The 24023-nt window shown below is 60.9% G+C and carries 20 protein-coding genes; 8 read left to right on the top strand and 12 right to left on the bottom strand.

Translation table 11 applies throughout. From position 1 onward, the window contains the following. Positions 1-99: 99 nt before the first annotated feature. Positions 100-1068 carry a threo-3-hydroxy-L-aspartate ammonia-lyase gene (locus tag CPA59_RS08400; RefSeq protein ID WP_107759073.1) on the top strand — a complete coding sequence of 323 codons (969 nt, stop codon included), beginning with the start codon at positions 100-102 and terminating at the stop codon, positions 1066-1068. Between the two features lie 42 nt (positions 1069-1110). Here the strand turns inward: CPA59_RS08400 and CPA59_RS08395 are convergent, their stop codons facing one another. The 10 genes from CPA59_RS08395 to CPA59_RS08345 form a co-directional block, all read right to left on the bottom strand. Further along, positions 1111-2196 carry an alginate lyase family protein gene (locus tag CPA59_RS08395; protein ID WP_255412281.1) on the bottom strand — a complete coding sequence of 362 codons (1086 nt, stop codon included), beginning with the start codon at positions 2194-2196 and terminating at the stop codon, positions 1111-1113. Positions 2197-2376: 180 nt separating this feature from the next. Next, positions 2377-3756: a glutamine synthetase family protein gene (locus CPA59_RS08390; RefSeq protein WP_100849342.1), complete on the bottom strand. Its 1380-nt coding sequence runs from the start codon at positions 3754-3756 to the stop codon at positions 2377-2379. Positions 3757-3953: 197 nt separating this feature from the next. Further along, a complete protein-coding gene (locus tag CPA59_RS08385; protein WP_107760784.1) occupies positions 3954-4859 on the bottom strand; it encodes an alpha/beta hydrolase in 906 nt (301 codons plus the stop codon). Positions 4860-4935: 76 nt separating this feature from the next. Further along, positions 4936-6729, bottom strand: a complete 1794-nt coding sequence (locus CPA59_RS08380; RefSeq protein WP_107759072.1) for an ABC transporter ATP-binding protein — start codon at positions 6727-6729, stop codon at positions 4936-4938. A 3-nt stretch (positions 6730-6732) separates the two neighbouring features. After that, the gene (locus tag CPA59_RS08375) at positions 6733-7653 is read right to left on the bottom strand and encodes an ABC transporter permease (protein ID WP_107759071.1); all 921 of its coding nucleotides are present in this window, start codon (positions 7651-7653) and stop codon (positions 6733-6735) included. Next, a complete protein-coding gene (locus tag CPA59_RS08370) occupies positions 7650-8624 on the bottom strand; it encodes an ABC transporter permease (RefSeq protein ID WP_038659970.1) in 975 nt (324 codons plus the stop codon). Before CPA59_RS08370 ends, CPA59_RS08375 begins: the two co-directional genes overlap by 4 nt. A gap of 162 nt (positions 8625-8786) precedes the next feature. Beyond that, entirely contained in the window at positions 8787-9755 is a 969-nt protein-coding gene (locus CPA59_RS08360) for a nucleoside hydrolase (protein ID WP_038659973.1), read from the bottom strand. Further along, positions 9755-10705, bottom strand: coding sequence for a nucleoside hydrolase (locus tag CPA59_RS08355; protein WP_038918622.1), 951 nt, complete (start codon positions 10703-10705; stop codon positions 9755-9757). Before CPA59_RS08355 ends, CPA59_RS08360 begins: the two co-directional genes overlap by 1 nt. Next, positions 10702-11586, bottom strand: coding sequence for a dihydrodipicolinate synthase family protein (locus CPA59_RS08350; protein ID WP_107759069.1), 885 nt, complete (start codon positions 11584-11586; stop codon positions 10702-10704). Before CPA59_RS08350 ends, CPA59_RS08355 begins: the two co-directional genes overlap by 4 nt. 192 nt (positions 11587-11778) lie before the next feature. Next, positions 11779-13317: an ABC transporter substrate-binding protein gene (locus CPA59_RS08345; RefSeq protein WP_107759068.1), complete on the bottom strand. Its 1539-nt coding sequence runs from the start codon at positions 13315-13317 to the stop codon at positions 11779-11781. A gap of 166 nt (positions 13318-13483) precedes the next feature. On the opposite strand from CPA59_RS08345, the gene CPA59_RS08340 reads away from it, so the two are divergent. The 3 genes from CPA59_RS08340 (at position 13484) to CPA59_RS08330 (ending at position 16421) form a co-directional block, all read left to right on the top strand. After that, positions 13484-14383 (top strand): LysR substrate-binding domain-containing protein, encoded by a 900-nt coding sequence (locus CPA59_RS08340; protein WP_107759067.1) that lies wholly within the window; start codon positions 13484-13486, stop codon positions 14381-14383. Between the two features lie 172 nt (positions 14384-14555). Next, a complete protein-coding gene (locus tag CPA59_RS08335; RefSeq protein ID WP_107759066.1) occupies positions 14556-15320 on the top strand; it encodes a CDP-diacylglycerol diphosphatase in 765 nt (254 codons plus the stop codon). Between the two features lie 174 nt (positions 15321-15494). After that, positions 15495-16421: a LysR family transcriptional regulator gene (locus CPA59_RS08330; protein WP_049855196.1), complete on the top strand. Its 927-nt coding sequence runs from the start codon at positions 15495-15497 to the stop codon at positions 16419-16421. A gap of 4 nt (positions 16422-16425) precedes the next feature. Here CPA59_RS08330 and CPA59_RS08325 read toward each other — a convergent pair whose 3' ends face one another. Next, positions 16426-17523: an ABC transporter substrate-binding protein gene (locus CPA59_RS08325; protein ID WP_174213737.1), complete on the bottom strand. Its 1098-nt coding sequence runs from the start codon at positions 17521-17523 to the stop codon at positions 16426-16428. A gap of 240 nt (positions 17524-17763) precedes the next feature. Between CPA59_RS08325 and CPA59_RS08320 the strand changes: the two genes are divergently transcribed. The 4 genes from CPA59_RS08320 (at position 17764) to CPA59_RS08305 (ending at position 23194) form a co-directional block, all read left to right on the top strand. After that, on the top strand, positions 17764-19368 hold the full coding sequence (locus tag CPA59_RS08320; RefSeq protein ID WP_255412280.1) for an ABC transporter permease: 1605 nt from the start codon (positions 17764-17766) through the stop codon (positions 19366-19368). After that, positions 19365-20168, top strand: a complete 804-nt coding sequence (locus tag CPA59_RS08315) for an ABC transporter ATP-binding protein (RefSeq protein WP_038659998.1) — start codon at positions 19365-19367, stop codon at positions 20166-20168. Before CPA59_RS08320 ends, CPA59_RS08315 begins: the two co-directional genes overlap by 4 nt. A 12-nt stretch (positions 20169-20180) precedes the next feature. Further along, entirely contained in the window at positions 20181-21974 is a 1794-nt protein-coding gene (locus CPA59_RS08310; RefSeq protein WP_107759065.1) for an aryl-sulfate sulfotransferase, read from the top strand. 215 nt (positions 21975-22189) lie between these two features. Further along, positions 22190-23194, top strand: coding sequence for a DUF2167 domain-containing protein (locus CPA59_RS08305; RefSeq protein ID WP_071605192.1), 1005 nt, complete (start codon positions 22190-22192; stop codon positions 23192-23194). Between the two features lie 277 nt (positions 23195-23471). Here the strand turns inward: CPA59_RS08305 and CPA59_RS08300 are convergent, their stop codons facing one another. Further along, on the bottom strand, positions 23472-23864 hold the full coding sequence (locus CPA59_RS08300; RefSeq protein ID WP_038918610.1) for a hypothetical protein: 393 nt from the start codon (positions 23862-23864) through the stop codon (positions 23472-23474). Positions 23865-24023: the final 159 nt, after the last annotated feature.

Below are 24023 nucleotides of genomic sequence, written 5' to 3'. Positions count from 1 at the left end.
GTCAGCCCGCCAAAAACGGTTGGCAACGCCCAAAATACAGGCTATAAAAAATAAGACATTTTGTTTAAAACTGGATAAATCGTTTACACAGGTACCGCCATGAACCCGATTGTTCTGCCTTCTTATGACGACGTCGCCGCCGCCAGCGACCGGATTGCTGGTTATGCCCACCGCACGCCGGTTCTCACCTCCCGTACCGTCAACGATGCGTTCGGCGCGGAACTTTACTTCAAATGCGAAAACTTTCAGCGCATGGGCGCGTTCAAATTTCGCGGCGCGATGAACGCGTTGTTGCAATTCACCGATGAGCAGAAAGCCGCCGGCGTGGTGGCCTTCTCTTCCGGCAACCATGCGCAGGCGATCGCCCTGTCGGCAAGATTGCTGGGGATTCCGGCCACCATCGTCATGCCGCAGGACGCCCCCGCCGCCAAAGTCGCCGCCACCAAAGGGTACGGCGCGCGGGTGGTTACTTATGACCGCTACACGGAGGACCGTGAGGCTATCGGCCGCGAGCTGGCGCAACAGCACGGCATGACGCTGATCCCACCCTACGACCATCCGCAGGTCATCGCCGGTCAGGGAACCGCAGCCAAAGAGTTGTTTGAAGAGGTAGGCGAGCTGGATGCGCTGTTTGTCTGTCTGGGCGGCGGCGGGCTGCTGTCCGGTTCGGCGCTGTCGGCACGGCGGCTGTCGCCCGGCTGCCGGGTGTACGGCGTCGAACCTGAAGCCGGCAACGACGGCCAGCAGTCCTTTCGTTCCGGCCGCATCGCGCGTATCGATACGCCCAACACCCTCGCCGACGGCGCTCAGACGCAGTATCTGGGCCAATATACGTTCGCGCTGATTCGCGCCAACGTGGATGACGTTCTGACCGTCAGTGATGATGATCTGGTCGCGGCAATGCGCTTTTTCGCCGAGCGGATGAAAATGGTGGTGGAACCGACCGGCTGCCTCGGTTTCGCCGCCGCCCGCGCCTGCCAGCACGAACTGCGGGGGAAACGCGTCGGCGTGATCATCAGCGGCGGTAACGTCGACCTCGTCCGCTACGGCCAGTTACTGGCTGGCTAATCCTTTCAGTCAACACGCAAAGGCGCCGGCGATTCCGGCGTCTTACCGGCACGATGCCGCCGCCCACAGCCATCGGGGCGACGTAGCATTGAGTTTGCGGGCAATCTCCAGGTAGCGCTCATCCAGCAGGCTGGCCGACCAGTACAGGGCGGACGCGGTTTTGGCCGGCCATAATCCGTCGAATCCCGGCACGCCGGCCTGCCGACGCTCGATATCAAAACGCACCGTGGTGCGGGCAAATTCTTCGTGAGTCTTCACGCCGTCGGCGTAAGGTTTGAGCCACGCCAGCGCGGCGCGCAGACTTTGTCCGTCACGGCCTTTCAAATCAAGCCAGTCATGCCCCTGCGTGCGAGCGGCCAGCGCGGCGCGCACCAGCGGTTCCAGGCTATACACCACATAGTGCAGCGCATCGCGCTGGCTGAAATCCAGCACTTCGCCATCGGCGCGGACATTGGCGTTCAGCTGGCGTACAAAGGCCTGCTGCGCCGCCGCCATCAGGCGGGGATCGTCCAGCGCGGCCGCCCCCATCGTCACCAGCTTGACGCGGTGACTCTGCCAGTTATTGTTCCAGGTGCCGCGTTTATCCTGCTGATGCGCCTGCATCCGTTGCAGATACCCCGTCGTCAGGTCGTTCAGAAAACGGCGGGTACGCTCCCGCGTGGCCTCCGGCAGGTCGTTTCGGGTCAGCTGATAGGCGTCAATCAACCCGTCAAGGCCGGTTTCATCAATAGGATTGAAGCTCAGGCGGTAAGTCTTGATCCAGTCGTCCAGATAGACCGCCAGCCGTGACAGCGACGCCGCATCCCCAGCCATGCGCCACGCCAGCGCCAGATCGCGCATGTAGCCGAAGTCGCGTTTGGCCGCGTTGGAAATATCATAAATGCCCTGATGAGGCAGCGTGCCTTCGGTGTGCATGACCGGTATCGCCTGCGGTTGCGGCGACGGCGGGCGGGAGGCGGTCGACAGCAGGGCGGATTTTGACGGCGCTTTTACCGCCAGACAAAACGATTCGCCGGCCTGCGCCGACGTGATGAGACCGGCGGCGATCGCCCCCAGCATCCACCGGGAATGGCGACTAAGACGGACAACGCCCGCCTTACCGTTGACGTTTGACGTTATGGTTCCCACGCGAAAAACTCCTATCCATGCCCGGATCGGCGCACCGTTATCGGTATTATTGACGTTATAAAAATGAAGGATGTAACGCATCGTGGACTGCGGCGCAAGCCCGACAATCCTGCGGCAGACGGTCAGCGTGGCGGTTTGTGCGCCGGGTCACGGCCGCCACGCCTGTCGCCGGGCTCGCCGCTATAAATGCCACCCGTTTTCCGCCTCGGTCACCCGTGACTCAAAATGGCTCAACTCCGCGTTTTTGCACGTCAGCCACAGCTGGCTAAATTCGCGGCCAAGCAACGCTTGCAGCGGCAAACACTGCCGAAACAGCGCCAGCGCATCCTGCTGATACCGCGGCAACGCCACGCGCTCCGCGAGCGGAACCGCATCGTGCCGCCCGTTGCCGGGAAGCGGCAGGTCATGCTCAAGACCGTGCCACATACCGCTCAACAGGGCCGCCATCACCAGATAGGGATTGGCGTCGGCGCCGGCCAGACGATACTCGATACGCTGATTATCGCGATCCGCACAGGGCAATCGCAGCGCCACGGTGCGATCGTTGTATCCCCACGATGCGTGGAGCGGCGCATGTCCGCCCTGCCGCAACCGGCGAAACGCGTTCACATTCGGCGCCAGCAGCGCTACCGACGCCGGCATCAGCGCCATCATCCCCGCCAGCGATCGCCGCATCGTTTCGCTGAGCGCCTGCCCCGGTTCACCGGCGAGCAGGTTGATGCCGTTCCTATCCTGCAAGCTGATGTGCACATGCAGGCCGCTGCCCGACAGATGCGCGTACGGCTTAGCCATAAAACAGGCCGCATGGTTGAATTTTTCCGCCAGTTGTCGCGTCATCCGTTTCAGCGTCAACACCTGTTCACAGGCCTCCAGCACCCTGTCGCTATGCTGCAAATTGAGTTCGTACTGACCGGCGTCCGCTTCGGCGACGATTCCGGTCAGCGGCAAACGCTGCATTCTGGCGTGCTGTTCGATCTCATCAAGGAGGTAAACATGCGGTTCCGGCTCATCGACCAGAAAACAGTGGGAAGGCTGGGAGAGCGACGGTTCGGGCTGCTCGCGGTCGCGCAGATAAAACTCCAGTTCGGCCGCCGCCACCGGATACAGGCCGCGGTCATGAAAACGGCGCAGCAGGTTTTGCAATACCACGCGCGGTTCCAGCTCGCAGGCGGCGCCATCCGCATTTTTCATGGTCAACAGCAACTGGGCGTGACGCGCCGGATCGCTGGCGCAAGGCCGCAACGTGCCGCTGACCGGCAGGCACAAGCGGTCCGGCTCGCCCACCTGTTTACCCAATCCGCTCTGCTCGATGACGTGCCCTTCCAGACTCATGGCATACACCGACAACGGGAAATAGCATCCCTGTTCCAGAGAAAACAGCGTGCTGACCGACATACGTTTACCGCGCACGCAGCCATTCAGGTCATGGAGGTAGATGTCGACATGTTCGGTATCAGGATAGTGCTTCAGGTAGGTTTCCACTTCATCGCGAAAACATCGCTCAACCGGGTCGGGAAATGGTCCGCTAACGACGTTGGCGTTCATGACGCGTAATGGCATAACGATATCAGCCTCATCAGATAAGTGACGGGGTCGACAAGGCAGGAGCATAATCAGCCGCGCTGAGCGCAACCACCCTGCCGGCCCCAGTTAACGTCGGGCTGATTATTGGCCGGCAGGGATAAATTTTCTGTAAATTCTCCGCGGCGGGAAATAAAAATCCTGTAGGGCACCAGGCGAAAACCGCCGAAGACGCATTACCCCTGACGGCGCAGCCAGCTCAGGTAGGCCGCCGGCCAGGCCGCTGCCGGCGTGCCCGGCTCACCCAACCCAAAACCGTGCCCGCCGACCGGGTAACGCCGCATCTCCACCGGCACCTGCGCACGTCGGCAGGCCTGCGCCATGATCAGGGTATTGTGCGGGTCGGACACCGGATCATCGTCCGCCTGCACCAGAAAGAACGGCGGCGAGCGCCGCGACACGTAGGACTGCACCGACCATTCGGCTTCCGCCGCCGGCGTGGCGTTACGCCCCACCAGCTCCCGGTGGGTGGCGGTGTGCTGATAGGGTTTTTCCAGCGTAATCACCGGGTAGATCAGCGCGGCATGGTCAACCTGAAGCGGGAGGGTATCAAGCGCATCCTGCGGCGCATAAGCGGCGTCATGCCTGAGCGCCGCCATGCCCACCAGATGCCCGCCCGCCGAAAACCCCAGCACGCCGACATGCCGCTCGCGATGACGAATCAGGCGCAACGCGCGCTGGGCATCCTGTAGCGCCACCCGGTTGCCGTCATGCCAGCCTTCGCCGGGCAAGCGGTACGTCAGCACATAGGCGGTATAGCCCTGCGCCGCCAGCCAGGCCGCTGCCGGCCAGGCCTCCTTACCCATCTCGATACGCTGATAGCCGCCGCCGGCCGCCACCAGTATGGCCTGACCGTTGGGTTTTTCCGGCTGAAACACCTCAAGATAAGGGGCGGCGATCTGACTGAGCGCGCCTCTGACGCTCAACCGCGGCGCGCCGGAGGGTCCGCCGCCGCCCGGCGGCGAGTCATTCCACAGTGGGAGTCGGGGACGCGACGTCGGCAACGGCACACCGACCGCGCCCCCGATTTTCAGCGCGACGGCAGAAAGGGTGACGGCGGTCAGAAAACGTCTGCGATTCATGCTGATAGGCCTCTTCATGCCGGCGACGCGATGCTTCATCTCAGCGTACGGCAGGCGCCACACGCTGCTCCATCGCTCAGGATACTAGCACCAGATGGCCGTCGCCAACCTGCTGATAACGGCGCGTCGGCGGCTGATAGTCCGCCGGGCGCAGCGGGCTGTGCAGTTCATCGGCCTGCGTCGATCTGAGCACGCGCTTTTCCGGGTCGGGCACCGGCACGGCGGCCAGCAGGCGGCGGGTATACGGGTGCTGCGGATCGTTGAATACCGCCTGACGCGGGCCGATCTCCACAATTTCGCCCTGATACATCACCGCCACCCGATGACTGATGCGCTCGACTACCGCCATGTCGTGAGAAATAAACAGGTAGGCCAGCCCCAGTTGCTGTTGCAGGTCGAGCAACAGGTTGACGATTTGCGCCTTGACGGTCATGTCCAGCGCGGACACCGCTTCGTCGGCGATAATCACCTGTGGATTGAGCGCCAGCGCCCGCGCGATGCATAAGCGCTGACGCTGCCCGCCGGAAAACTGATGCGGATAGCGGCCGGCCATGTCGGCCTGCAACCCCACTTTTTCCAGCAGTTCCGCCACTTTTTGCGGCGCCTGTCGCGCTGACGCCAGGCCGTGGCTGATCATCGGTTCGGCAATCGCGCTGCCCACGGTCAACCGTGGGTTGAGGCTGTCGTAGGGGTCCTGAAAAATCATCTGCGCCCGCATCCGCAACCCGGCCAGCGCCGACGCGCCGGCCGCCAGCATGTTCTCGCCGCACAGCGACACCGCGCCGCCATTCGGCTCCAGCAGCCGCAGAATCGCGCGCCCGGTGGTGGACTTGCCGCACCCAGACTCCCCTACCAGCGATAGGGTTTCCCCCGGTTGCAGGCTGAAAGAGACTTTTTCCACCGCATGCACCCGGCCGGTCACCCGCCGTAGCCAGCCGCTTTTCACGTCAAAACGCTTGATCAGATCGCGCACCGCCAGCACCGGCTCTCCCGGCGTTACCGTGTCTGTCAGCGGTTCGCTCGCCGCCGCGGACTGCCCGAACAACGCAAACCGTCGCGGCAGACGGCTCTCAGCCATTTCGCCCAGTCGCGGCACCGCGGAGAACAGCGTCTTGCTGTACGAGTGCTGCGGCGCGCGAAACAGCTGGCGGGTATCCGCCATTTCCACCCCTTCGCCGTGGTACATCACCATCGTGCGGTCGGCCACTTCCGCCACCACCCCCATATCGTGGGTGATGAACAGAATCGACATGCCTTGCTCGTCCTGCAGCGTTTTGATCAGCGCCAGAATTTGCGCCTGAATGGTGACATCCAATGCCGTGGTCGGTTCATCGACAATCAACAAGCGGGGATTGCAGGCCAGCGCGATGGCGATCACCACCCGCTGGCGCATACCGCCGGAAAAGCTGAGCGGGTACTCGTCCAGCCGGGAGCGGGCGGCGGGAATGCGCACTTTTTCCAGCAGACGCACCGCTTCCGCCCGGGCGCTGGCGTGGTCCATTCCCCGATGACGCCGCAAGACTTCGGTAATCTGGGTGCCGATTTTCAGCACCGGGTTGAGGCTGGTCATCGGCTCCTGAAACACCATGCCGATATGATTGCCGCGGATGCGCTGCATCTCGCGGGCCGGCAGCGCCAGCAGGTCGCGGCCATCGAACAGCACCCGTCCGGTGGTGCGCACCTGCGGCCCGGCCAGCAGACGCATGATGGACAGCGCGGTGACGCTTTTGCCGGAGCCGGACTCGCCCACCAGCGCCACGGTTTCCCGTTCGCCAATGTCAAACGACAGATCCTGCACCACCTTCAGCCACTCACCGTTGACCCGAAAAGCGGTGTTCAGTTGTTCAACGCGCAGCACCGGCTGATTCACGCCTCACTCCTCTTGTCTGGTATTCAGCGCATCACGCAGGGCGTCGCCGATCAGGTTAATCGCCACAATCAGCAACAGCAGCATTACGCCGGGGAACAGGCTGATCCAGTAATCCCCGGACAGCAGATAGTCAAACCCGTTGGCGATCAACAACCCCAGCGACGGTTCGGTAATCGGCAGACCAATGCCGAGAAACGACAGCGTCGCCTCCAGCATGATGGCGTACGCAATACGCATGGTAGCGACCACAATCAACGGCGGCAGGCAGTTGGGCAGCATATGGCGAAACAGAATGCGCGGAGCGGAAAACGCCATGCCGCGCGCCGCATCAACATAATTACGGCGGCTCTCCAGCAGAGCGGAGGCGCGAATGGTGCGGGCGTAATACGCCCACTGGGTAATCACCAGCGCCAGAATAATTTTGTCCACCCCCTGCCCCAGCACCGCCAGCAGAATCAGGGCGATAAGAATGGGCGGAAAGCTGAGCTGGATATCGACGATACGCATCAACAGCGCATCGGTTTTGCCGCCCAGCCAGGCGCTCAACATGCCGGCGGCCATGCCGATGACCAGCGCCACCAGCGCGCTGCTGACGCCGACGATCAGGCTGGTGCGGGTGCCGTAGAGAATGGCGCTCAGCAAATCGCGGCCCTGATCGTCGCTGCCGAGCCAGTAAGTCAGCCCGCCCATGCCGGTTGAACCCGGCGGCAGGCGGTTATCCATGATCATCAGTTGGGTCAGGTCATACGGATTCTGTGGCGCAATCCAGGGCGCCAGCAGCGCCAGCGCCACAATCAATGTCAGCGTAAACAGCCCCAGCCGCGACAGCCGGTCATGAAACAGCATCGACAGCGTACGCGCCAGCGCCGAACGCGCCGCCGGTGCGGCGGATGGGGTATGTACCGAGCGTCCCGACATGCTCATTGCCCTCCTCCTAACCGGATGCGCGGATCCACCACCGCGTACAGCACGTCCACCAGCAGATTGATCAGGCTGAACATCACCACCGTCATCATCAGGTAGGCCAGAATCACCGGGCGATCCAGCACCGCGATGGAGTCGATAATCAGTTTGCCCATCCCCGGCCAGGCGTAAATGGTTTCGGTCACCACCGCAAAGGCGATCAGCGCGCCCAGTTCCAGGCCAATCACCGTAATCAGCGGGATCAACGTATTTTTCAGCACGTGCACAAACAGGATGCGGCGCTCCGACAGCCCCTTGGCGCGGGCAAAACGCACGTAGTCCTGTTGCAGGCACTCGCGCACGCCGGCGCGGGTCAGGCGGATAATCAGCGAAATCTTGAACAACGCCAGATTGAGCGCCGGCAGCAGCAGGTGCTGCCAGCCGTCCGACGTCAACAGACTTAGCGGCACGCCCGCTACCGTCACGGTGTCGCCCCGTCCCGACGACGGCAGCCACCCCAGCTTCACACTGAACAGCATGATCATCATCATGCCGATCCAGAACGTCGGCAGGCTAAAGCCCAGAATCGATACCGTCATCACCGATTTCGCCGCCAGGCTGTCCGGACGCAGGCCGGCGAACACCCCCAGCGGAATACCGATCAGCAGCGACAGCAGAAACGCCACCAGCGCCAGTTCCAGCGTGGCGGGCATGCGTTGCAGAATCAGATGTAGCGCCGGTTGGTTGAAAATGAAGGAGTTGCCCAAATCGCCCTGCAGCGCGTGGGTAACAAACAGCAGGTACTGTTGCCACAGGGTTTTATCCAGCCCGAACGCGCGGATCACCGCCTCGCGTTCGGCCGGGGTGGCGTTGCTGCCCAACAGCAAATCCACCGGGTTGCCGACCAGATACACGCCGGCGAAAACCAGCACCGACATGACCGCCAGCGTTATCAGGGTTTGCAGAAAGCGACTGAGTAAAAAGCGGGCCATAACGCGTCCTTGTTGGTTAGCGATGGGTTAAGAGCCTACCCCAATGGGCTATTTTACTTGCCATTTTGGACCTGGGCCGTGCCCGAAATCCTCACGTACTACGTGTATGCTCCGGCTGCTCGGCGCAGTCCGTGTCCAAACTGACTGCGCCAATTACGCCTTCTAAGCGTGACGCTCCGGGATATCCGGCCGGCCGTAGCGGCTGAGCACCCGGACCAGCAACGACAGAAAACCGGGTTCATCTACCGACTGCATCACCTGTGCATTAGGCGCCTGCGACAGCTTGCCATAAAAATCCGCCCAGGTATGCCCGGCGGTTTCACCGGCGACGGTCACCCCGACCAGCGCCTCCCGTCCGGCAAACAGCGACGGTTGCAATAGCCAGGCCACGGTGGTGGCGTCATGCACCGGACCGCCTTCGCGGCCGAAACGCGCCATGTCGCTGCGGTCAAAAGCGCCCAACAGGCGGGCGATGGCCTCACCGGGCCGCCCGGCGTCACGTTGCAAAACGTCGATCTCCTGTTGGGTAATCAACGCCTGAAACGTCATGTCCAGCGGCATGATCACCAAAGGAATGCCGCTGCCGAATACCCGGCGGGCGGCGTGCGGATCGGCATAGATATTGAATTCCGCCCACGGTGTGCGGTGGCCGAGCGCGGTAAAGGCGCAGCTCATGGTCACCACCTGACGGATGCCGCGCGCGACGTCCGGGTGCTGAATCAGCGCCAGCGCCAGATTGGTCATCGGCCCGATGGCGCAAAAGGTAATCGGGTTCTGTTCTTCCGCCGCCCGACGCGCGGTGCGAACGATAAAATCCACCGCGTGCTCCTGCACGACCCGGCACTCGCCCGCCGGCACCAGCTCATCGCTGAATGCGCCGATATGGGCGTACTTGCCGTAGCGCTGCGGACCGATCAGCGGCCTTTTCGCACCGGCGAACACCGGCACGTCATCACGACCGGACAGCGCCACAATCCGCCGGGCGTTCGCCAGCGTATTCTCCAGCGCCACGTTGCCGGCCACCACCGTAATACCCAATACGTCCAGTTCCGGCGAGGCCAGCGCCAGCCACAGCGCAATGGCGTCGTCTACGCCGGGATCGGTGTCAATAATGATTCGCTGACGTGTCATCACGCGGTTCCATAAGCTGAAAACAGCTGACAGAACAACTGAAACACCTCGTCGACCGCCACGCCGGTGACCACATCGACGTTCGCCGACAGGCCGGATTTACCGTAGATATCCATTACGCTCTGTCCCATACACAGTTCGCTCTGATGCTCCACCAGCACCCGCGCCCGTTCGGTCTGGAACAAATCGGGGCGCAATACCCAGGCGATCACCAGCGGGTCATGCAGCGGCCCGCCGCGGGAGCCGTAACGTTTAACATCATTGCGATCCCAAAACGCCATCAGTTGACTCAACGGAGCGCGCAATCGCCCGGCGTGAGCCACCAGTTCGCTGACGCGCTCCGGCGTCAGGATCACCTGATGGGTGGCGTCCAGCGGCAACAGCGTCATCGGCAGTTCCTGCGAAAAGACGATGTGCGCGGCATGCGGGTCGGCCAGCATGTTGAATTCCGACGTCATGGTGCGGTTGCCCAGCTCCCGGCAGGCGCCGCCCATTGATACAATTCGTTCGATGCCGTCCACGATATCGGGCGCGATACAGAAGGCGCTGGCCAGGTTGGTCAACGGCCCCAGCGAGCACAACGTAATGCGTTCGCCGCTCTGCGCCGCCGCCCGGCAACGGGCGATCAGAAAGTTAACCGCGTGCTGCATTTCCGCCGCTTTACGCGGCGCGGGAAAATCGCTGTCGCCCAACCCATTCTTGCCATGAAACTGACCGTGGATCGGCTCGCGCAACATCGGTTGCCAGCAACCGGCAAACACCGGAATATCGGTACGCTCGCCCAGTTCGACGATCTGCAGCGCATTGCGCAGCGTGTTGGGCAACGGCTGATTACCGTTCACCACGGTAATGCCCTGAATCGCCAGCTGTGGGGCGACAAACGCGCTCAGTAACGCCAGCGCGTCGTCAATACCGGGGTCGCAATCGATGATGATGGGAATCGACTTCACAGAGCGCCCACCAGTTTCAGCACGCTGGCGACTTCTTCCCGCGCGTGATGATTCAGCGGCTGTTGCGGAGCAATCGGGTTGCCGACCGCGAATCCCTGCATCTCCAGCGCGGCCTTGATGCAGGCGGCCACCGAGTATTTGGCGAAAATTTCATTCACCCGCCACAACGGGCGTTGCAGTTCCATCGCCAGTTGCCAGTCGCCGCGTTTGGCCGCCTCGTACAGCGCCAGGCTCTGACGCGGCACGATACAGGCCGGGCCGGCCATCCAGCCGACGCCGCCGATCAGCATGACGCAGGCGGGAATATGGGCCGAGGCGGCGAAAACCTGCATGCGTCCTTCGGTGCGTTCGATGATAGACAATAACCGGCCGGTATTGGTGGACGCATCCTTGATGTAACGGATGTTATCCACGTGGCTTAAACGCTCGATCACCGGCAGGCTTAAGTCGGAACGCTGGAAATGAGGATTGGTGTACAGCACCACGGGCGTGGGATGCGCGGCTTCGGCAATCGCCCGAAAGTAGCTCTCCACGCCGGCATCGGTCAACGGGAAATAAGCCTCAAGTATCGCCAGAATGCCGTCGACGCCCAGGCCAAGGTAAGCCTGCGTCTGCGCCACCGCATCCTGAATGGTGGTGGCGGCTACGCCGGCGATCACCGGCACCCGGCCGCGCGCCGCGTCAACCACGGTGCTGACGACATCAAAACGCTGCTTTACGGTCAGATAAGCGAATTCGCCGGTGCTGCCAAGCGGCGTCAAACCATGTACGCCGCTGGCGATAAGGTGCTCGACCAGTGCGGCGAGGACGGTTTTGTCCACATCGCCATTCGCTTTTATAGGTGAAACCAGATAGGGAAATACGCCGAAGAATTCGCTCATGGAGTGACCCTGAAAGTGGCAGGCGGAGTGTCCCGCCGCGCAATGCAGCGGGACACGGCCTGATGGGAGAACCCTGGTGTTAACGTAAAAATCGCACTATACCCGTCATACTTCGAGTTGCAGGACAACCCGAATTATTGGGGTATACATCATTTTCATTCACCACCAGCGCCGGGTGAAAAACTCACCGTTTTACTGCTTGTGAACGAAATAGGGCAATGTGTAGCCGTCTGTGCGGCCCACGTAGCTATAGCCTTTTTTCATTGCCCAGGTATTGGAGAGAAACAGCAGCGGGATAACCCCTTGCTCTTTCATCGCCAATTCGGTTGCCTGCTGCAGCAGAGCATCGCGTTGCTGTTCATCCAGCGTGGCGCGTGCCTGATTCAGCAGCTTGTCAAATTCGGCATTGGAATACCGTCCCCGGTTTCCCTGGCCGGCATTCGGGCCAAAGGTTTCCAGCAACGGCCCCAGCACGCCGGACGCCTCGCCGGTTTCAATCGCCGCGCCGCCCATCACCAGGCTGAATTCACGCTGCGCCGCCTTGGCGAAGTAGACGTTGCCGGGCATGGTGACCACTTCGGTCTTGATGCCCGCCTGACTGAACATCTGCCCCAGCGCCTGCGCGATTTTGGCGTCGTTGGGATAGCGATCGTTCGAGGCGTGGAACGTCAGGGTAAAGCCGTTCGGATAGCCCGCCGCCGCCAGTTTTTGTTTCGCCTGCGCCAGGTCGTAAACCGGCGCCGGTATCTTGGCGGAATATCCCGGATACCCTTGCGGCACCAGCTGCGACGAAGGCAGCCCCTGCCCGTCGAGGATACGCTGCACCAGCGCGTCGCGATTGATCGCCAGCGACATCGCCTGACGCACCTCCGCTTTTTTCAGCGGATTCTTGCCGTCGTCGCCTTTGGCGAACGGCGACTCGTCTCTGTCCTGATCCGGGTGCAGATACAAAATGCGGTTGCCCGGCACCGACTCCGTGGCGAAAGCCTGCTGACGCGCGATAGACGCGCGGTCTGCGGTCGGCACGCTTTCGATCATGTCCACATCGCCGGACAGCAACGCGGCAATGCGCGCGCTGCTGTTCTTGATGACGCGCAACGTCACCTTGTCCCACTCGGCTTTGCCGCCCCAGTAGTGGTCGTTACGGCTCAGCACCACCTTGTCATCCGGGGTATAGGAGACAAATTTGAACGGGCCGGTGCCAATCACGTCTTTACCGCCGTTCAGCACGTCGGTCGGCTGGTCGGCCAGCCGCGCCGGCAGTATCGCGATGCGGCTCAGGTTGTTGAGCAGCAGCGCCGCCGGTCCTTTGGTCTTGATTTCCACCGTCAGCGGGTCGATTTCACGAACCTCGCTGATGTCCGCCACGTAGGGCGTGTAAGCGCTGGGGCTGTTTTTCGCCGCCAACGCGATGCGTTTCACACTGGCCACCACATCCCGGGCGTTAAAATCGGTGCCATCGTGAAACTTGACGTTCGGTCGCAATGTAAATTGCCAGGTGGTGTCGTCGATAGCTTTCCATGACACCGCCAGAGCAGGGGTAATTTGTTGTTTTTCGTTTTGGTTAACCAGCCCGTCGAACAGATTGCGGGCCATTGCGCTGTTAGCGCCGCCGACATAAAACTGCGGATCCATCGAGGTGGTGGATGACGCCAGTCCAATCGTCAAATCCGCTGCCTGCGCGATGGGCATCAGCGTCATCAGGCCGGCAACAAACAACGTTCCTTTCATGGTTACTCCTTTAAATTCGGATCCATCCCGCATTCGGGTTTATCACGCTTTGTGCAAATCTATGACAAACTGTAACCTTCGGGATGGAGTCTACGTGTTGGTTAAAATAATTAAAAATCGTATTTTGTACCGAATTCATAAATAAACATTATGGTTGGTAACATCTATGAGCCGTATCAACTTAAGACAGGTTGAAGCATTCCATAAGGTGATTCTGACCGGCGGCATCACACAGGCCGCCAACATCATGAATATCACCCAACCGGCGGTCAGCCGGCTGATCAAGGATTTTGAGTACGCGGTTAAACTAAAACTGTTTGATCGGGATGGCCGGGGACTCGAACCCCGTGAAGAAGCACTTAAGCTTTTCCGGGAGATCGAACGGCTGTATCTGGGGTTGGATCACATTCTGCGGGTGGCGGACGACATCCGTCACGCCAAAGGCAGCGTGCTGCGCATCGGCGCGGTGTCCGCGCTCGCCAACCTCTGTACCGAACGCATTTTCCCCTCGCTGTTGAAGAAATACCCGGATGTGGCGCTTTCTATGGATGTGGAAAGCACGCTGGCGATCACCGAAATGGTGCTGAGCAACCAGTACGACATCGGTTTTATCAACAGTACGCCGGCAATCAAGGGTTTGCAGGCCGACCTGCTGGGCGTCGCCCAGGCGGTCGCGGTCGTCGCGCCAACCCACCCGCTGGCGGGCCGCGCCGGTATCACCCTTGACGACCTGAACCACTACCGCTCAATCCTGCCGGGGCGCAAAACCGTATTACGGGAACAGCTGGCGCAGGCTATCACCGCGCAGGATGTGGCGTTGCAAAGCCCGATCGAAACCTCGCTGCGCCATTGCTGCGTCATGGCGGGCGCCGGATTAGGGGTGGGAATTGTCGATGCCATTACCGCCCGCACCAGCGAAGCGACGCTGCTGATCAAACCCTTTGAACCGAAGATTGACGTCGCCTATCTGGCGATCTTCCCGCCCCAGCATGCGCGCAGCCTGCTGGTGGAAGAGGTCGTTCAGGTTATCCGCACGTTGATCGGCGAGAGCGCGTCGGCCGGGTAATCGGCATAGGCCGGCTGTCATCATGGCGCCATCTGCGCACGGCACTATGCTGCGCGTCATCACACGAATGCAGCCTATCGTCATACGACGAATCACCTTGCAACAAATAACGTTGCGACAATTGCGTTGCAATCAATAACCATGCGGCAACAACCCTTTACGGAATCCTGCCATGATACGCAAGAAATACCTTCTCGGTTTGATCGTTACGTTGCTGCTGGTCGCCCTGCTGCTCTATTTCTGGCAGCCTTTCGCCCGCCGCGGCAATGGCAACGCGCTGTGGACGTTCGTCAGCCAGCAGTGCGTACCCAACCAGCAGAAAAATAACTCGCCCGCCCCTTGTCTGGACGTCAATCTGCCAGGTCATTACGCCCTGTTCAAAGACCGGCGCGGACCGTATCACGACCTGCTGATCCCGACCGATCGCATCAGCGGCATTGAAAGCCCGTTGCTGTTGCAACCCGGCACGCCAGCCTATTTTGCCGCCGCCTGGAGCTACCGCGACAGGCTGTCGAGCCAAATGGGCAAACCGATCGGGGACGACGCGCTCGGACTGGCGATCAACTCGCTGTACGGCCGCACGCAAGGCCAGCTGCATATCCATATTTCCTGCCTGAAACCCGAGGTCTACCAGACGCTGCGCGCCCAAAGCGCTAACATCGGTTACGACTGGGTGTCGCTCGGTCAGCCGCTGTTGGGCCACGACTATCTGGCAACCAAGCTGAACGGCAGCGATCTGACGCGAACCGATCCGTTCAAGTTGCTCAATCAGTATGTGCAAACGCGCGGGGACCAGATGGAAAACTACGGTCTGGCGTTGACCGCCAACGCTCAGGGCGAACTGATTCTGCTGGCGGTGCGGCGTGATTTTATCGGCCTGTTCAACCGCGGCTCGGCGGAAGAAATTCTGGATGTGAGCTGCGCGCTGGCGCAATAACCGGGTACAGCCGCGCACGGCCGGCGGTAACGCGTGGTATGGCTTAATGATGAACGAGCTAACCCTGACCTTATCCGCCGCTAACACGTTATAAGTTATGCGTTTTTGTTCATTGCTTTGCCAACGCCCGTCAGCCTAGGCTGGCCCGGATTTCCATGCCCGGGCGAGAACATCATGCATCTGGATTTACGACAACTGCGCAATTTTCTGGCGCTGGCGGAACACCGCAGTTTTGTGCAGGCGGCGGAGGCGGTTTGCCTGTCGCAATCCGCGTTCAGCCGCAGCATTCAGACGCTGGAGCAAACCCTCGGTCACCCGCTGGTGGAGCGCCACAGCAAGCAGTTCACGCTCACCTGGCAGGGCAAAAAGCTGCTGCCTTTCGCCCAGCGCATGCAGGCGCTGTCGTGGGAGCTGATTCAGGACATGCGGCAACTCGGCGAAGATGACGCCGGCGAGCTGGCGTTCGGCTGCGGCCCGGCGCCGGCGGCGGCGCTGATCCCGCAGGCGATATCCGCCTTTCACCTGCTGCGGCCGCGAGCGCGCATCACCTACTGCGTCGACAACTGGCACGCGCTGCATCAGCGGCTACAGGCCGAAGAGTGGCCGTTTTTTGTGGCCGACGCCTGGCAAGCCGAACTGGACCCGCAGTTGCGGGTGCAGCCGCTCAACCCGCGCCGCTGTTTCTTCATCTGCCATCGCGACCACCCGCTGGCGCAGCAGGCGCAGGTCACGCCCGACGACCTGCTGCGCTTTCCGCTCGCGTCGCCCTATTTGCCGGTCGGCATGCGTAAAGTGCTGGCGGCGTTGACCGGCCAGCCGGACTATCGCCCGCAGATTCAGTGCGACCACATCCATTCGGTGTTCAGCGTACTGCGCCATACCCAGGCCATTAGTTTTTCCAGCGAGGACGGATTTGCGCTCGGCCGCGACAGCCATCAACTGGTGGAGATCGCCCTCACCGAACAACCCGCGGAATGGGCGCAGATGCAGACCCGGTTCGGCGTTATCTCCAGCCTGCAAAAACCGCTGCCGCCGCTGGCGCAACTGATGATCGACGCTATTCTGGAACAGGACCGGCTACGCCAGCCCGCTCCCGTATAAAGCATTACTGCGGTTTGCCGCTGGCGTCATACGCCGGCCACTGATGTTCCAGCTTCAGGTCAGTCAGCGCCTGATCGACAACGCGATTATCCAGCCACTCCTCCACCGAAAAAGCGGAACGAATTAATCCGGCCGCGCCGGCGCGCTGCACGCTATCCTGCAGGTTGCTGCGCAGGAACGGGTCCAGACGCGGCGACGTTTGCAGGTTGAGCGAATCCGGCCGGAACTGCTCTTCAAACAGCGCCGCCGGAATCTGGCTCTGGTCCGCCATCAGTTTGATATAGTCCGCCAGATGCGCCGGGTCGCTGGCCCACTGTGCTTCCTGCACCAGCGCCGCCACCAGTTGCTGAGTGACCTGCGGGTAGCGCTGGATAAAATCCTGCGTCGCCAGCACGACCGCCTGAGTAGTATTGGCCCAACCCAGGTCACGGCTGGAAGTAATAATGCGAATCCCCTGCGGGCGCAGCGCCAGCAGCGACACCCCGCCCCACACCGCGTCGACGCGCCGGGCCGCCAGCGCCGCTTTGCCGGCGGTCCAGTCAAGATTGATGACCCGGATATCCCGCTCGTTCAGCCCGGCGCTTTTCAGCGCCCGCTCAAACGACAGCTGGTCGGCGGTGCCTTTGTAGACCGCTACCCGTTTGCCGCGCAGGTCCTCAATACGCTGAATGCCGGACTCCGGCGTCGCCGCCAGATACGAACTCGAGCCGCGCGACCCCAGCAGCACCCGGGTAGGCAACCCGCCGGAGCGGCCGATGATCGCCGCCAGATCGCCGAGGTAGGCCACATCCAGTTGCTGGTTGGCCAACGCCTCGTTCACCGCCGGTCCCGCGCCTTTAAAGAACGACCAATGCACCTTGATGCCCTGTGGTTCAAACGTCTGTTCCAGACTGTGGCGAATATAGGCCAACCCCAGCGGTCCGCCGATAAACGGCTTGCTGCCCGCACTCTGATCCGGCAGCCCGATGCGGATTTCCGTCGGTTTGGCCTCCTGCGCCCGTGCTGAATTCCCCAGCGCCGCGACCGTCAACAGCACCAGCCCCGCGCCTTTAAACAGGCGGCGCCAGCCACGGTAACGATGACGATCTTGTTGTTGTTGCATGATTTTCTCCACTCATTGCAGGCGGTTTCAATGGCGAGAAACTAGCGAACGCGACCGGTGCGCCGTAAATAACATTTCCATGATTTATCAGCAAAAAAAAGCATAAATCAGCACCGGTGCCGGGTAGCGGGTCATATGCATTTCTTGCACGCGCAATATCGGTTTATTGCATTGGCGTATCACCGGGAAATCAGGTTTTTATACCCTATCTCTTCGTTTTGACTGAGCTTAAAAAGAAAAATGAATAAGCCATTGGTCATGCATAAATCCTGGTTTGTGAAAGCCCCGCAGGCGACACGCCCGCTCGCGCCGCGTCAAACCCGGCGTATCGCCGCGCCGTTGCTGTTGCCGCTGGCGGTGTTGCTGCTGTGGAGCCTCAGCAGCCTGCAGGGATGGATGCCGCCGCAAATCCTGCCCGCCCCGTCGCGGGTGGCGGCAACGGCCGTCGCTCTGTTGCAGGGCGACCTGCTCAATCAGTTATTGATCAGCCTGCACCGTCTGGTGAGCGGGCTTGCCGCCGGCGTACTGGCCGGCACGCTGCTGGGCGCGCTGATGGGCGCATCGGTGCGGGCGGAACGGCTGCTGTATCCCACCGTCTACGCGCTGGCCCAAATCCCCACGCTTGGGTGGATCCCGCTGTTTATGGTGCTGTTCGGCATCGACGACGGCCTCAAGCTGGCGGTGCTGATCAAAGCGGTGATCGTGCCGGTGACGCTGCACAGCCAACGCGGCGTACGCGACGTCCCGCCACACTTGCTCGACGTGGCGCGCACCCTGCGCCTGCCGCGGCTTACTCGTCTGACCCGGCTGATTCTGCCCGCCGCGTTGCCGGTGTGGTTTACCGGCCTGCGGCTGGCGCTGTCGCAAGCCTGGGTGTCGCTGATTGTGGTGGAACTGCTCGCCTCGTCGCAGGGCATCGGCTATCTGATGGTGTGGGGACGCCAGCTATTCCAGTTGGATATCGTGTTGGTGTGTATCGCCGTCATCGGGCTGACCGGCCTGCTGATGGAATGGGGCATCAACCAGTTGGACAAACGGCTGATCGCCTGGCCGCATCCGCCGGTCGGTCGGCTGCACGCCGTACCCGCCGGTCAGACCATCGGGCTGGCGGCGCCGCTGCTATTGCTGGCGCTGTGGCAACTGGCCAGCTATCACAGGTGGATCGATGCGCTGCTGTTGCCGCCGCCCGGCGATGTGCTCCGCGCTATCTGGCATGGCGTGAGAGAGGGTTCGTTGCCCGATGCCATGCGCCACAGCCTGTGGCGCGCGCTGATGGGCGGCGCCCTCGGCGCAAGCGCCGGTCTGCTGGCCGGGCTGGCGCTGGGGCTGAGCGCGCGCGCCGAGGCGGTATTTACCCCGACGCTGACGCTGTTGCGTCAGGTGGCGCTGTTTGCCTGGCTGCCGTTGATTACCGCCTGGGTCGGCAACGACGACGGCGGCAAGGTGACCTTCATCGCGCTGGTGGCGTTCTTTCCGATGCTGGTCGCCAGTCATCGCGGCGTGCGCCAGCGCTCCCTCGCCTTGCAGGAAGTAGCGCAGGTGCTGCGCCTGCCGTGGTTGCGCCGCCTGCGCGTACTGATCCTGCCCGGCGCGGCGCCCGCGCTGTTCACCGGGCTACGGCTGGCGATGATTTACGCCTGGCTCGGCGCCATCGGCGCGGAATATTTCATGTCGTCCGGCGTCGGGATCGGCAGCCTGATGATCAACGCCCAGCAATTGCTGGATATGCCCATCATTCTCAGCGGCATGCTGCTGATTGGCGTCACCGGCGCGCTGATCGACTACCTCGGTCAGCGGCTGGAACGCCGCGTGACCCGCTGGCGCACCACAGGAGACACCCAATGACGCAACCGCGCCCCCAACCGGTGGTCGCTTTCGACCGCCTGAAGAAACAGTTTCGCGTCGGCGGCAGCCCGCTGACCGTCATCGACGACCTCTCGCTGGCGATTTATCCCGGCGAGCTGGTGGCGATTGTCGGCAGCAGCGGCTGCGGCAAATCCACGCTGCTGCGCCTGTTGGTCGGGTTGGATGACGACTATCAGGGCCGCATTCTGGTGGACGGCGCGCCGATTAACGGCATCGGCGGCGAGCGCGGCATCGTGTTTCAGGAACCGCGGCTGTTTCCGTGGCTGACGGTGCGCCAGAACATCGAGCTGGGGCTGGCGAGCGAGAAGATTGGCCGCGCCGACCTTACCCGCCGGGTCGACCATTTCATTCGGCTGGTGCATCTGGACGAGTTCGCCGACGCCCTGCCCGCCCAGTTGTCCGGCGGCATGGCGCAACGCGTGGCGATCGCCCGCGGGCTGGTGGGCAACCCGCGCATTCTGATGCTCGACGAACCGTTCGGCGCGCTGGACGCGCTGACCCGACAACAAATGCAACAGGAACTACGACGGATTCATCAGCAGGAAGGCACCACCACCCTGCTGGTCACCCACGATGTGGAAGAAGCGGTCTATCTGGCCGACCGCGTCGTGGTGCTGGCGCCGCGCCCCGGCCGTCTGAAACACATCGCCACGGTGACGTTGCCGCATCCGCGTCAGCGCGACAGCCAGGCCTTCCACCAGCAGTGCAGCGAACTGCTCACGCTGCTGACTCACTCCGACGCCTCGGCCTTACCCGACGCCACGCTTATCACTGACTAAATGGAGTAGCACATGGGACACCCTTCCGTTTACCCGACCGGCACCACGATTTACCACCCGGACAAAGCCTGGGGCGGCTACACCGTCTTCCAGGCGCTGGAAACCGGCGCGGTCTTGATCGACATGAACGGGGCGGCGCTGCGGCTGTGGGAAGGCCTGCACGGTTTTCCCAATAAAATTCTGCCGGGCGGTTATATTCTCGGCCACAGCGGCCAGCGCGACGCCCGTTACGGCATGCAGGACATGGTGGATGTGGTGCAACTGGACTGGGACGGCAACCGGGTCTGGCAATTCAACGGTTACGAACACATCAGCGACCCGGATCTGCCGCCGGAGTGGATGGCGCGCGCCCATCACGACTACCAGCGCAGCGGCAACCCGGTGGGGTACTACGCGCCCGGTCTTGAACCGCAGGCGCTCGGCGGCAATACGCTGATTCTGGCGCACCAGAACCTGCACAACCCGAAAATCAGCGACAAGTTGCTGCTCGACGACACCATCATCGAAGTGGACTGGGACGGCAACGTGGTGTGGGAATGGCGCTGCAGCGATCACTTCGACGAACTGGGCTTTGACGACGCCGCCAAAACCGCGCTGTACCGCAACCCTAATATGCGCAGCAGCGGCGGCGGCATGGGCGACTGGATGCATATCAACTCCATGTCGACCCTCGGTCCCAACCCGTGGTTCGATCAGGGCGACGCCCGTTTCCATCCGGACAACATTATCTGGGACGCGCGCGAGTCCAACATCATCGCCATCATCGACAAGCAGAGCGGCGACATCGTGTGGCGGCTCGGCCCGGATTACAGCACGCCGGAGCTGAAACATCTGGGCTGGATCATCGGCCAACACCATGCGCACATGATCCCGGCCGGATTGCCGGGCGCGGGCAATATTCTGCTGTTCGACAACGGCGGCTGGGCCGGTTACGGCGCCCCCAATCCGGCGTCGGCCGACGGGGTGAAGAACGCCTGGCGCGATTATTCGCGCGTACTGGAAATCAACCCGGTGACGCTGGACATCGTCTGGCGCTATTCGCCGTACGAAGCCGGTATTCCGCACCCGACCGACGCGTTCCGGTTTTACAGCCCGTATATCAGCAATATCCAGCGCCTGCCGAACGGCAACACGCTGATCAACGAAGGCGCCAACGGCCGCCTGTTCGAAGTGACGGCCGACCATGAGGTAGTCTGGGAGTACATCTCGCCGTTCTGGGGCAAGAGCGTCAACACCAACATGCTGTACCGCGCCTACCGGGTACCGTACGACTGGGTGCCGCAACTGCCGCGCCCGCAGGAAACCCCGGTGCAGGCGCCGGACAACACCCGCCTGCGTCAGCCTGGCGCCGCGCAGCCCGGTTTCGCCAGCGTCGTTCCCGTCAGCGATACCCGGCCATACAAGCGCGGCGGCGATGCGCTGTGCGTCGCTACCGACAGCGAGGAGCTGAAACGCAGCCCGAAACTGTTCGCCGTCAACCGTCATCGCTTTACCGCCTTATCGCTGGCGCCGGATGAAGCGCTGTCGCTGCCCGCCGGCAACCAACTGCTGCTGGTGGGCGCGGAACGCTGCGTGCACTGTAAGAGCCTGTATCGCCAGTTGGAAACGGTCATCGGCGACGTGGCGTTCAACGGTCTGTCCTGCCACTATCTGGACGCCGACCATCATGTGCCGCACGCCGCACAGCTACAGGTTCGCTCGCTGCCCACCCTGCTGTGGCTGAAAGACGGTCAGGAACAAGCCCGACTGACCGGCGCACAGAGCGCGGACAAGCTGCGCCAGTGGTTAGGCGACATTCAGAGCTAATCGCCCCGCTTCCCGGCACGATACCGGCCGGGAAGCGTCCCGTTGGCCGAGAGATACCAAATCACGCCATTATTATTAATTAGTGATTATTTTATTTATAATTATAAATACGATTGAATAAGTAAGCGCGAATATAATTGAGATAGATTAATAACGAGAGTAATATCCCCCCGCTTTTCTATTTGCTCTCTTTTTATTATTAATCAGGATGATTTATGGCTCTCTCCGTACGTTTAATCAGCCAGCTGGCGCTGATATTTCTCCTTTCCTTTTCTCTTCGCAGCATGGCCGCAGACAATGCCGCGCCGCAGGTTCACAGCGCGCTGGACAACGCCGTTGAAGCCATGCAGCGCGCCGGTGTTGAAGGCCCCAAAGAGATCGACCTCGGTAATCAGGCGGTGCTGAAACTTCCACAGGGATTTATTTATATTCCGGTGCGGGAAGCGCGTGTATTTATGCGCGAACTGGGAAATTATGTGGGCGGTAATTTTTATGGTCTGGTGTTGCACCCTGACATCGATGGTTTTATTTCCATCGACTACACCTCGTCGGGTTATATCAAGGATGACGATGCCAAAGAATGGAATGCCGATGAATTGCTGGATAACCTGAAAGAAGGTACCCGTGAAGCTAATAAAGAACGGGTGAAGAAAGGCATTGCGTCTATCGAAATCCTCGGCTGGATTGAAAAACCCAACTACGAGCAGGCGACCCACCGGCTAGTCTGGTCCGCCGCGTTGCGCGATGAAGGCAGCAACATGGCGGAAAACGATCAGGGCGTCAACTACAACACCTATCTGCTCGGCCGCGAAGGCTATCTGTCGCTGAATCTGGTCACCAATCGCGGTACCGTCAACGAAGAAAAACCCAAAGCCCGGCTGTTGCTCAATGCCGTGACCTTCAACAACGGCAAGCGCTACAGCGATTTTAACGCCAGCACCGACCGCGTCGCGGAATATGGCCTGGCGGCGCTGATCGGCGGGATTGCCGCCAAGAAACTGGGCCTGCTGGCGATGATGGGCGTGGCGTTCGTGAAATTCTGGAAAATCATTCTGGTGGGTATTTTCGCCGTCGGCGCCATCTTCAGAAAACTGTTTTCCGGTAAGAAAAAACCACAGCCAGCGCAAGACGATGCCGGGAATGAAACCGTGCCGGAAACAAGCGCGGAAATAGTCCCTGAAACCGCAACCGTAACGGAAAAAGAACAACAGAAAGTCTGACATTAATAGCGCCAGCCCAAATAGCGCAAGCCCAGCTTCATCGCTGGGCGTATTAACATCGTCCGGAAATGCCGGCGCTGGCACACACCCGGCACCGATGCCTGCCCCGACGGCGATATTAATGAGTCCCGGCTGGGCATCATACCTGTTCTCTGCATCAGGCAAAAAACAGACGATGACCAGCCGGGAAATAAGGGCGCCAGCCCGATGATGCCTCTTCGGTTATTACTGACTCCCTTCAGTGACTGGCATAATTTTTAATTACAGCAATAATCCATTATTCCGTTTTGGCGGAAGTTATCGGTGTGGTTTTTTTCTCATCAACGTTATGTTTCTTTTTTTCCGCCGTTATTTTCTGCCCGGTTACTTTTTCTTCTTCCGATTTTTTCGACGCGACCGTTTCTTTTTCCGTCGTTACCGCTTTTTTATGTACGACTTTTTTCTCGTTGTGCGTTTTCACCTGGGCATCGGTGCTGGCAGCCGTCTGTTGCGCTGCCGTCAGCGTTTTGCCGCTCGCCTCCTGACTCGCTGTGGCGTCGGTGGCGGCCGTGGTTTTCACTTCCGCGCTGGCTGCCGTTCCGGTTACCGGTTTGGCGCTCACTTCGGTCGATGCCGCGTGTGCGTAAGAAGCAGCCAGGATAACGCCTAAAAACAGGGGTTTCATATTCATTATGAATTTCCTTTAACAAGTCATTTGCGATTAACCGGAAATAAAGTTTTATTCTCTGGTTAATAACTGAAGCGTTTAGGTAACCGCCTCGGGAGTGATTAAAGCAAAGCTGGAAATAAAAAGAATATGGAATATTCCTAGAAATCACTCCACTCATCC

Origin of the sequence: Dickeya sp. Secpp 1600 (assembly GCF_003049805.1) — a bacterium.
GTDB classification, from domain to species: domain Bacteria; phylum Pseudomonadota; class Gammaproteobacteria; order Enterobacterales; family Enterobacteriaceae; genus Dickeya; species Dickeya fangzhongdai.
Note: the sequence above shows the minus strand (reverse complement) of the source record. Positions and strands in the feature narration are given on the sequence as shown.

Excerpts from the sequence above, each read along its gene's own strand:
- CPA59_RS08390 (WP_100849342.1), bottom strand. The coding sequence starts at position 3,756 with ATGCCATTACGCGTCATGAACGCCAACGTCGTTAGCGGACCATTTCCC.
- CPA59_RS08335 (WP_107759066.1), top strand. The coding sequence starts at position 14,556 with ATGATACGCAAGAAATACCTTCTCGGTTTGATCGTTACGTTGCTGCTG.
- CPA59_RS08315 (WP_038659998.1), top strand. The coding sequence starts at position 19,365 with ATGACGCAACCGCGCCCCCAACCGGTGGTCGCTTTCGACCGCCTGAAG.
- CPA59_RS08400 (WP_107759073.1), top strand. The coding sequence starts at position 100 with ATGAACCCGATTGTTCTGCCTTCTTATGACGACGTCGCCGCCGCCAGC.
- CPA59_RS08300 (WP_038918610.1), bottom strand. The coding sequence starts at position 23,864 with ATGAATATGAAACCCCTGTTTTTAGGCGTTATCCTGGCTGCTTCTTAC.
- CPA59_RS08305 (WP_071605192.1), top strand. The coding sequence starts at position 22,190 with ATGGCTCTCTCCGTACGTTTAATCAGCCAGCTGGCGCTGATATTTCTC.
- CPA59_RS08340 (WP_107759067.1), top strand. The coding sequence starts at position 13,484 with ATGAGCCGTATCAACTTAAGACAGGTTGAAGCATTCCATAAGGTGATT.
- CPA59_RS08310 (WP_107759065.1), top strand. The coding sequence starts at position 20,181 with ATGGGACACCCTTCCGTTTACCCGACCGGCACCACGATTTACCACCCG.
- CPA59_RS08370 (WP_038659970.1), bottom strand. The coding sequence starts at position 8,624 with ATGGCCCGCTTTTTACTCAGTCGCTTTCTGCAAACCCTGATAACGCTG.
- CPA59_RS08375 (WP_107759071.1), bottom strand. The coding sequence starts at position 7,653 with ATGAGCATGTCGGGACGCTCGGTACATACCCCATCCGCCGCACCGGCG.
- CPA59_RS08385 (WP_107760784.1), bottom strand. The coding sequence starts at position 4,859 with ATGAATCGCAGACGTTTTCTGACCGCCGTCACCCTTTCTGCCGTCGCG.
- CPA59_RS08360 (WP_038659973.1), bottom strand. The coding sequence starts at position 9,755 with ATGACACGTCAGCGAATCATTATTGACACCGATCCCGGCGTAGACGAC.
- CPA59_RS08325 (WP_174213737.1), bottom strand. The coding sequence starts at position 17,523 with ATGCAACAACAACAAGATCGTCATCGTTACCGTGGCTGGCGCCGCCTG.
- CPA59_RS08330 (WP_049855196.1), top strand. The coding sequence starts at position 15,495 with ATGCATCTGGATTTACGACAACTGCGCAATTTTCTGGCGCTGGCGGAA.
- CPA59_RS08345 (WP_107759068.1), bottom strand. The coding sequence starts at position 13,317 with ATGAAAGGAACGTTGTTTGTTGCCGGCCTGATGACGCTGATGCCCATC.
- CPA59_RS08350 (WP_107759069.1), bottom strand. The coding sequence starts at position 11,586 with ATGAGCGAATTCTTCGGCGTATTTCCCTATCTGGTTTCACCTATAAAA.
- CPA59_RS08320 (WP_255412280.1), top strand. The coding sequence starts at position 17,764 with ATGAATAAGCCATTGGTCATGCATAAATCCTGGTTTGTGAAAGCCCCG.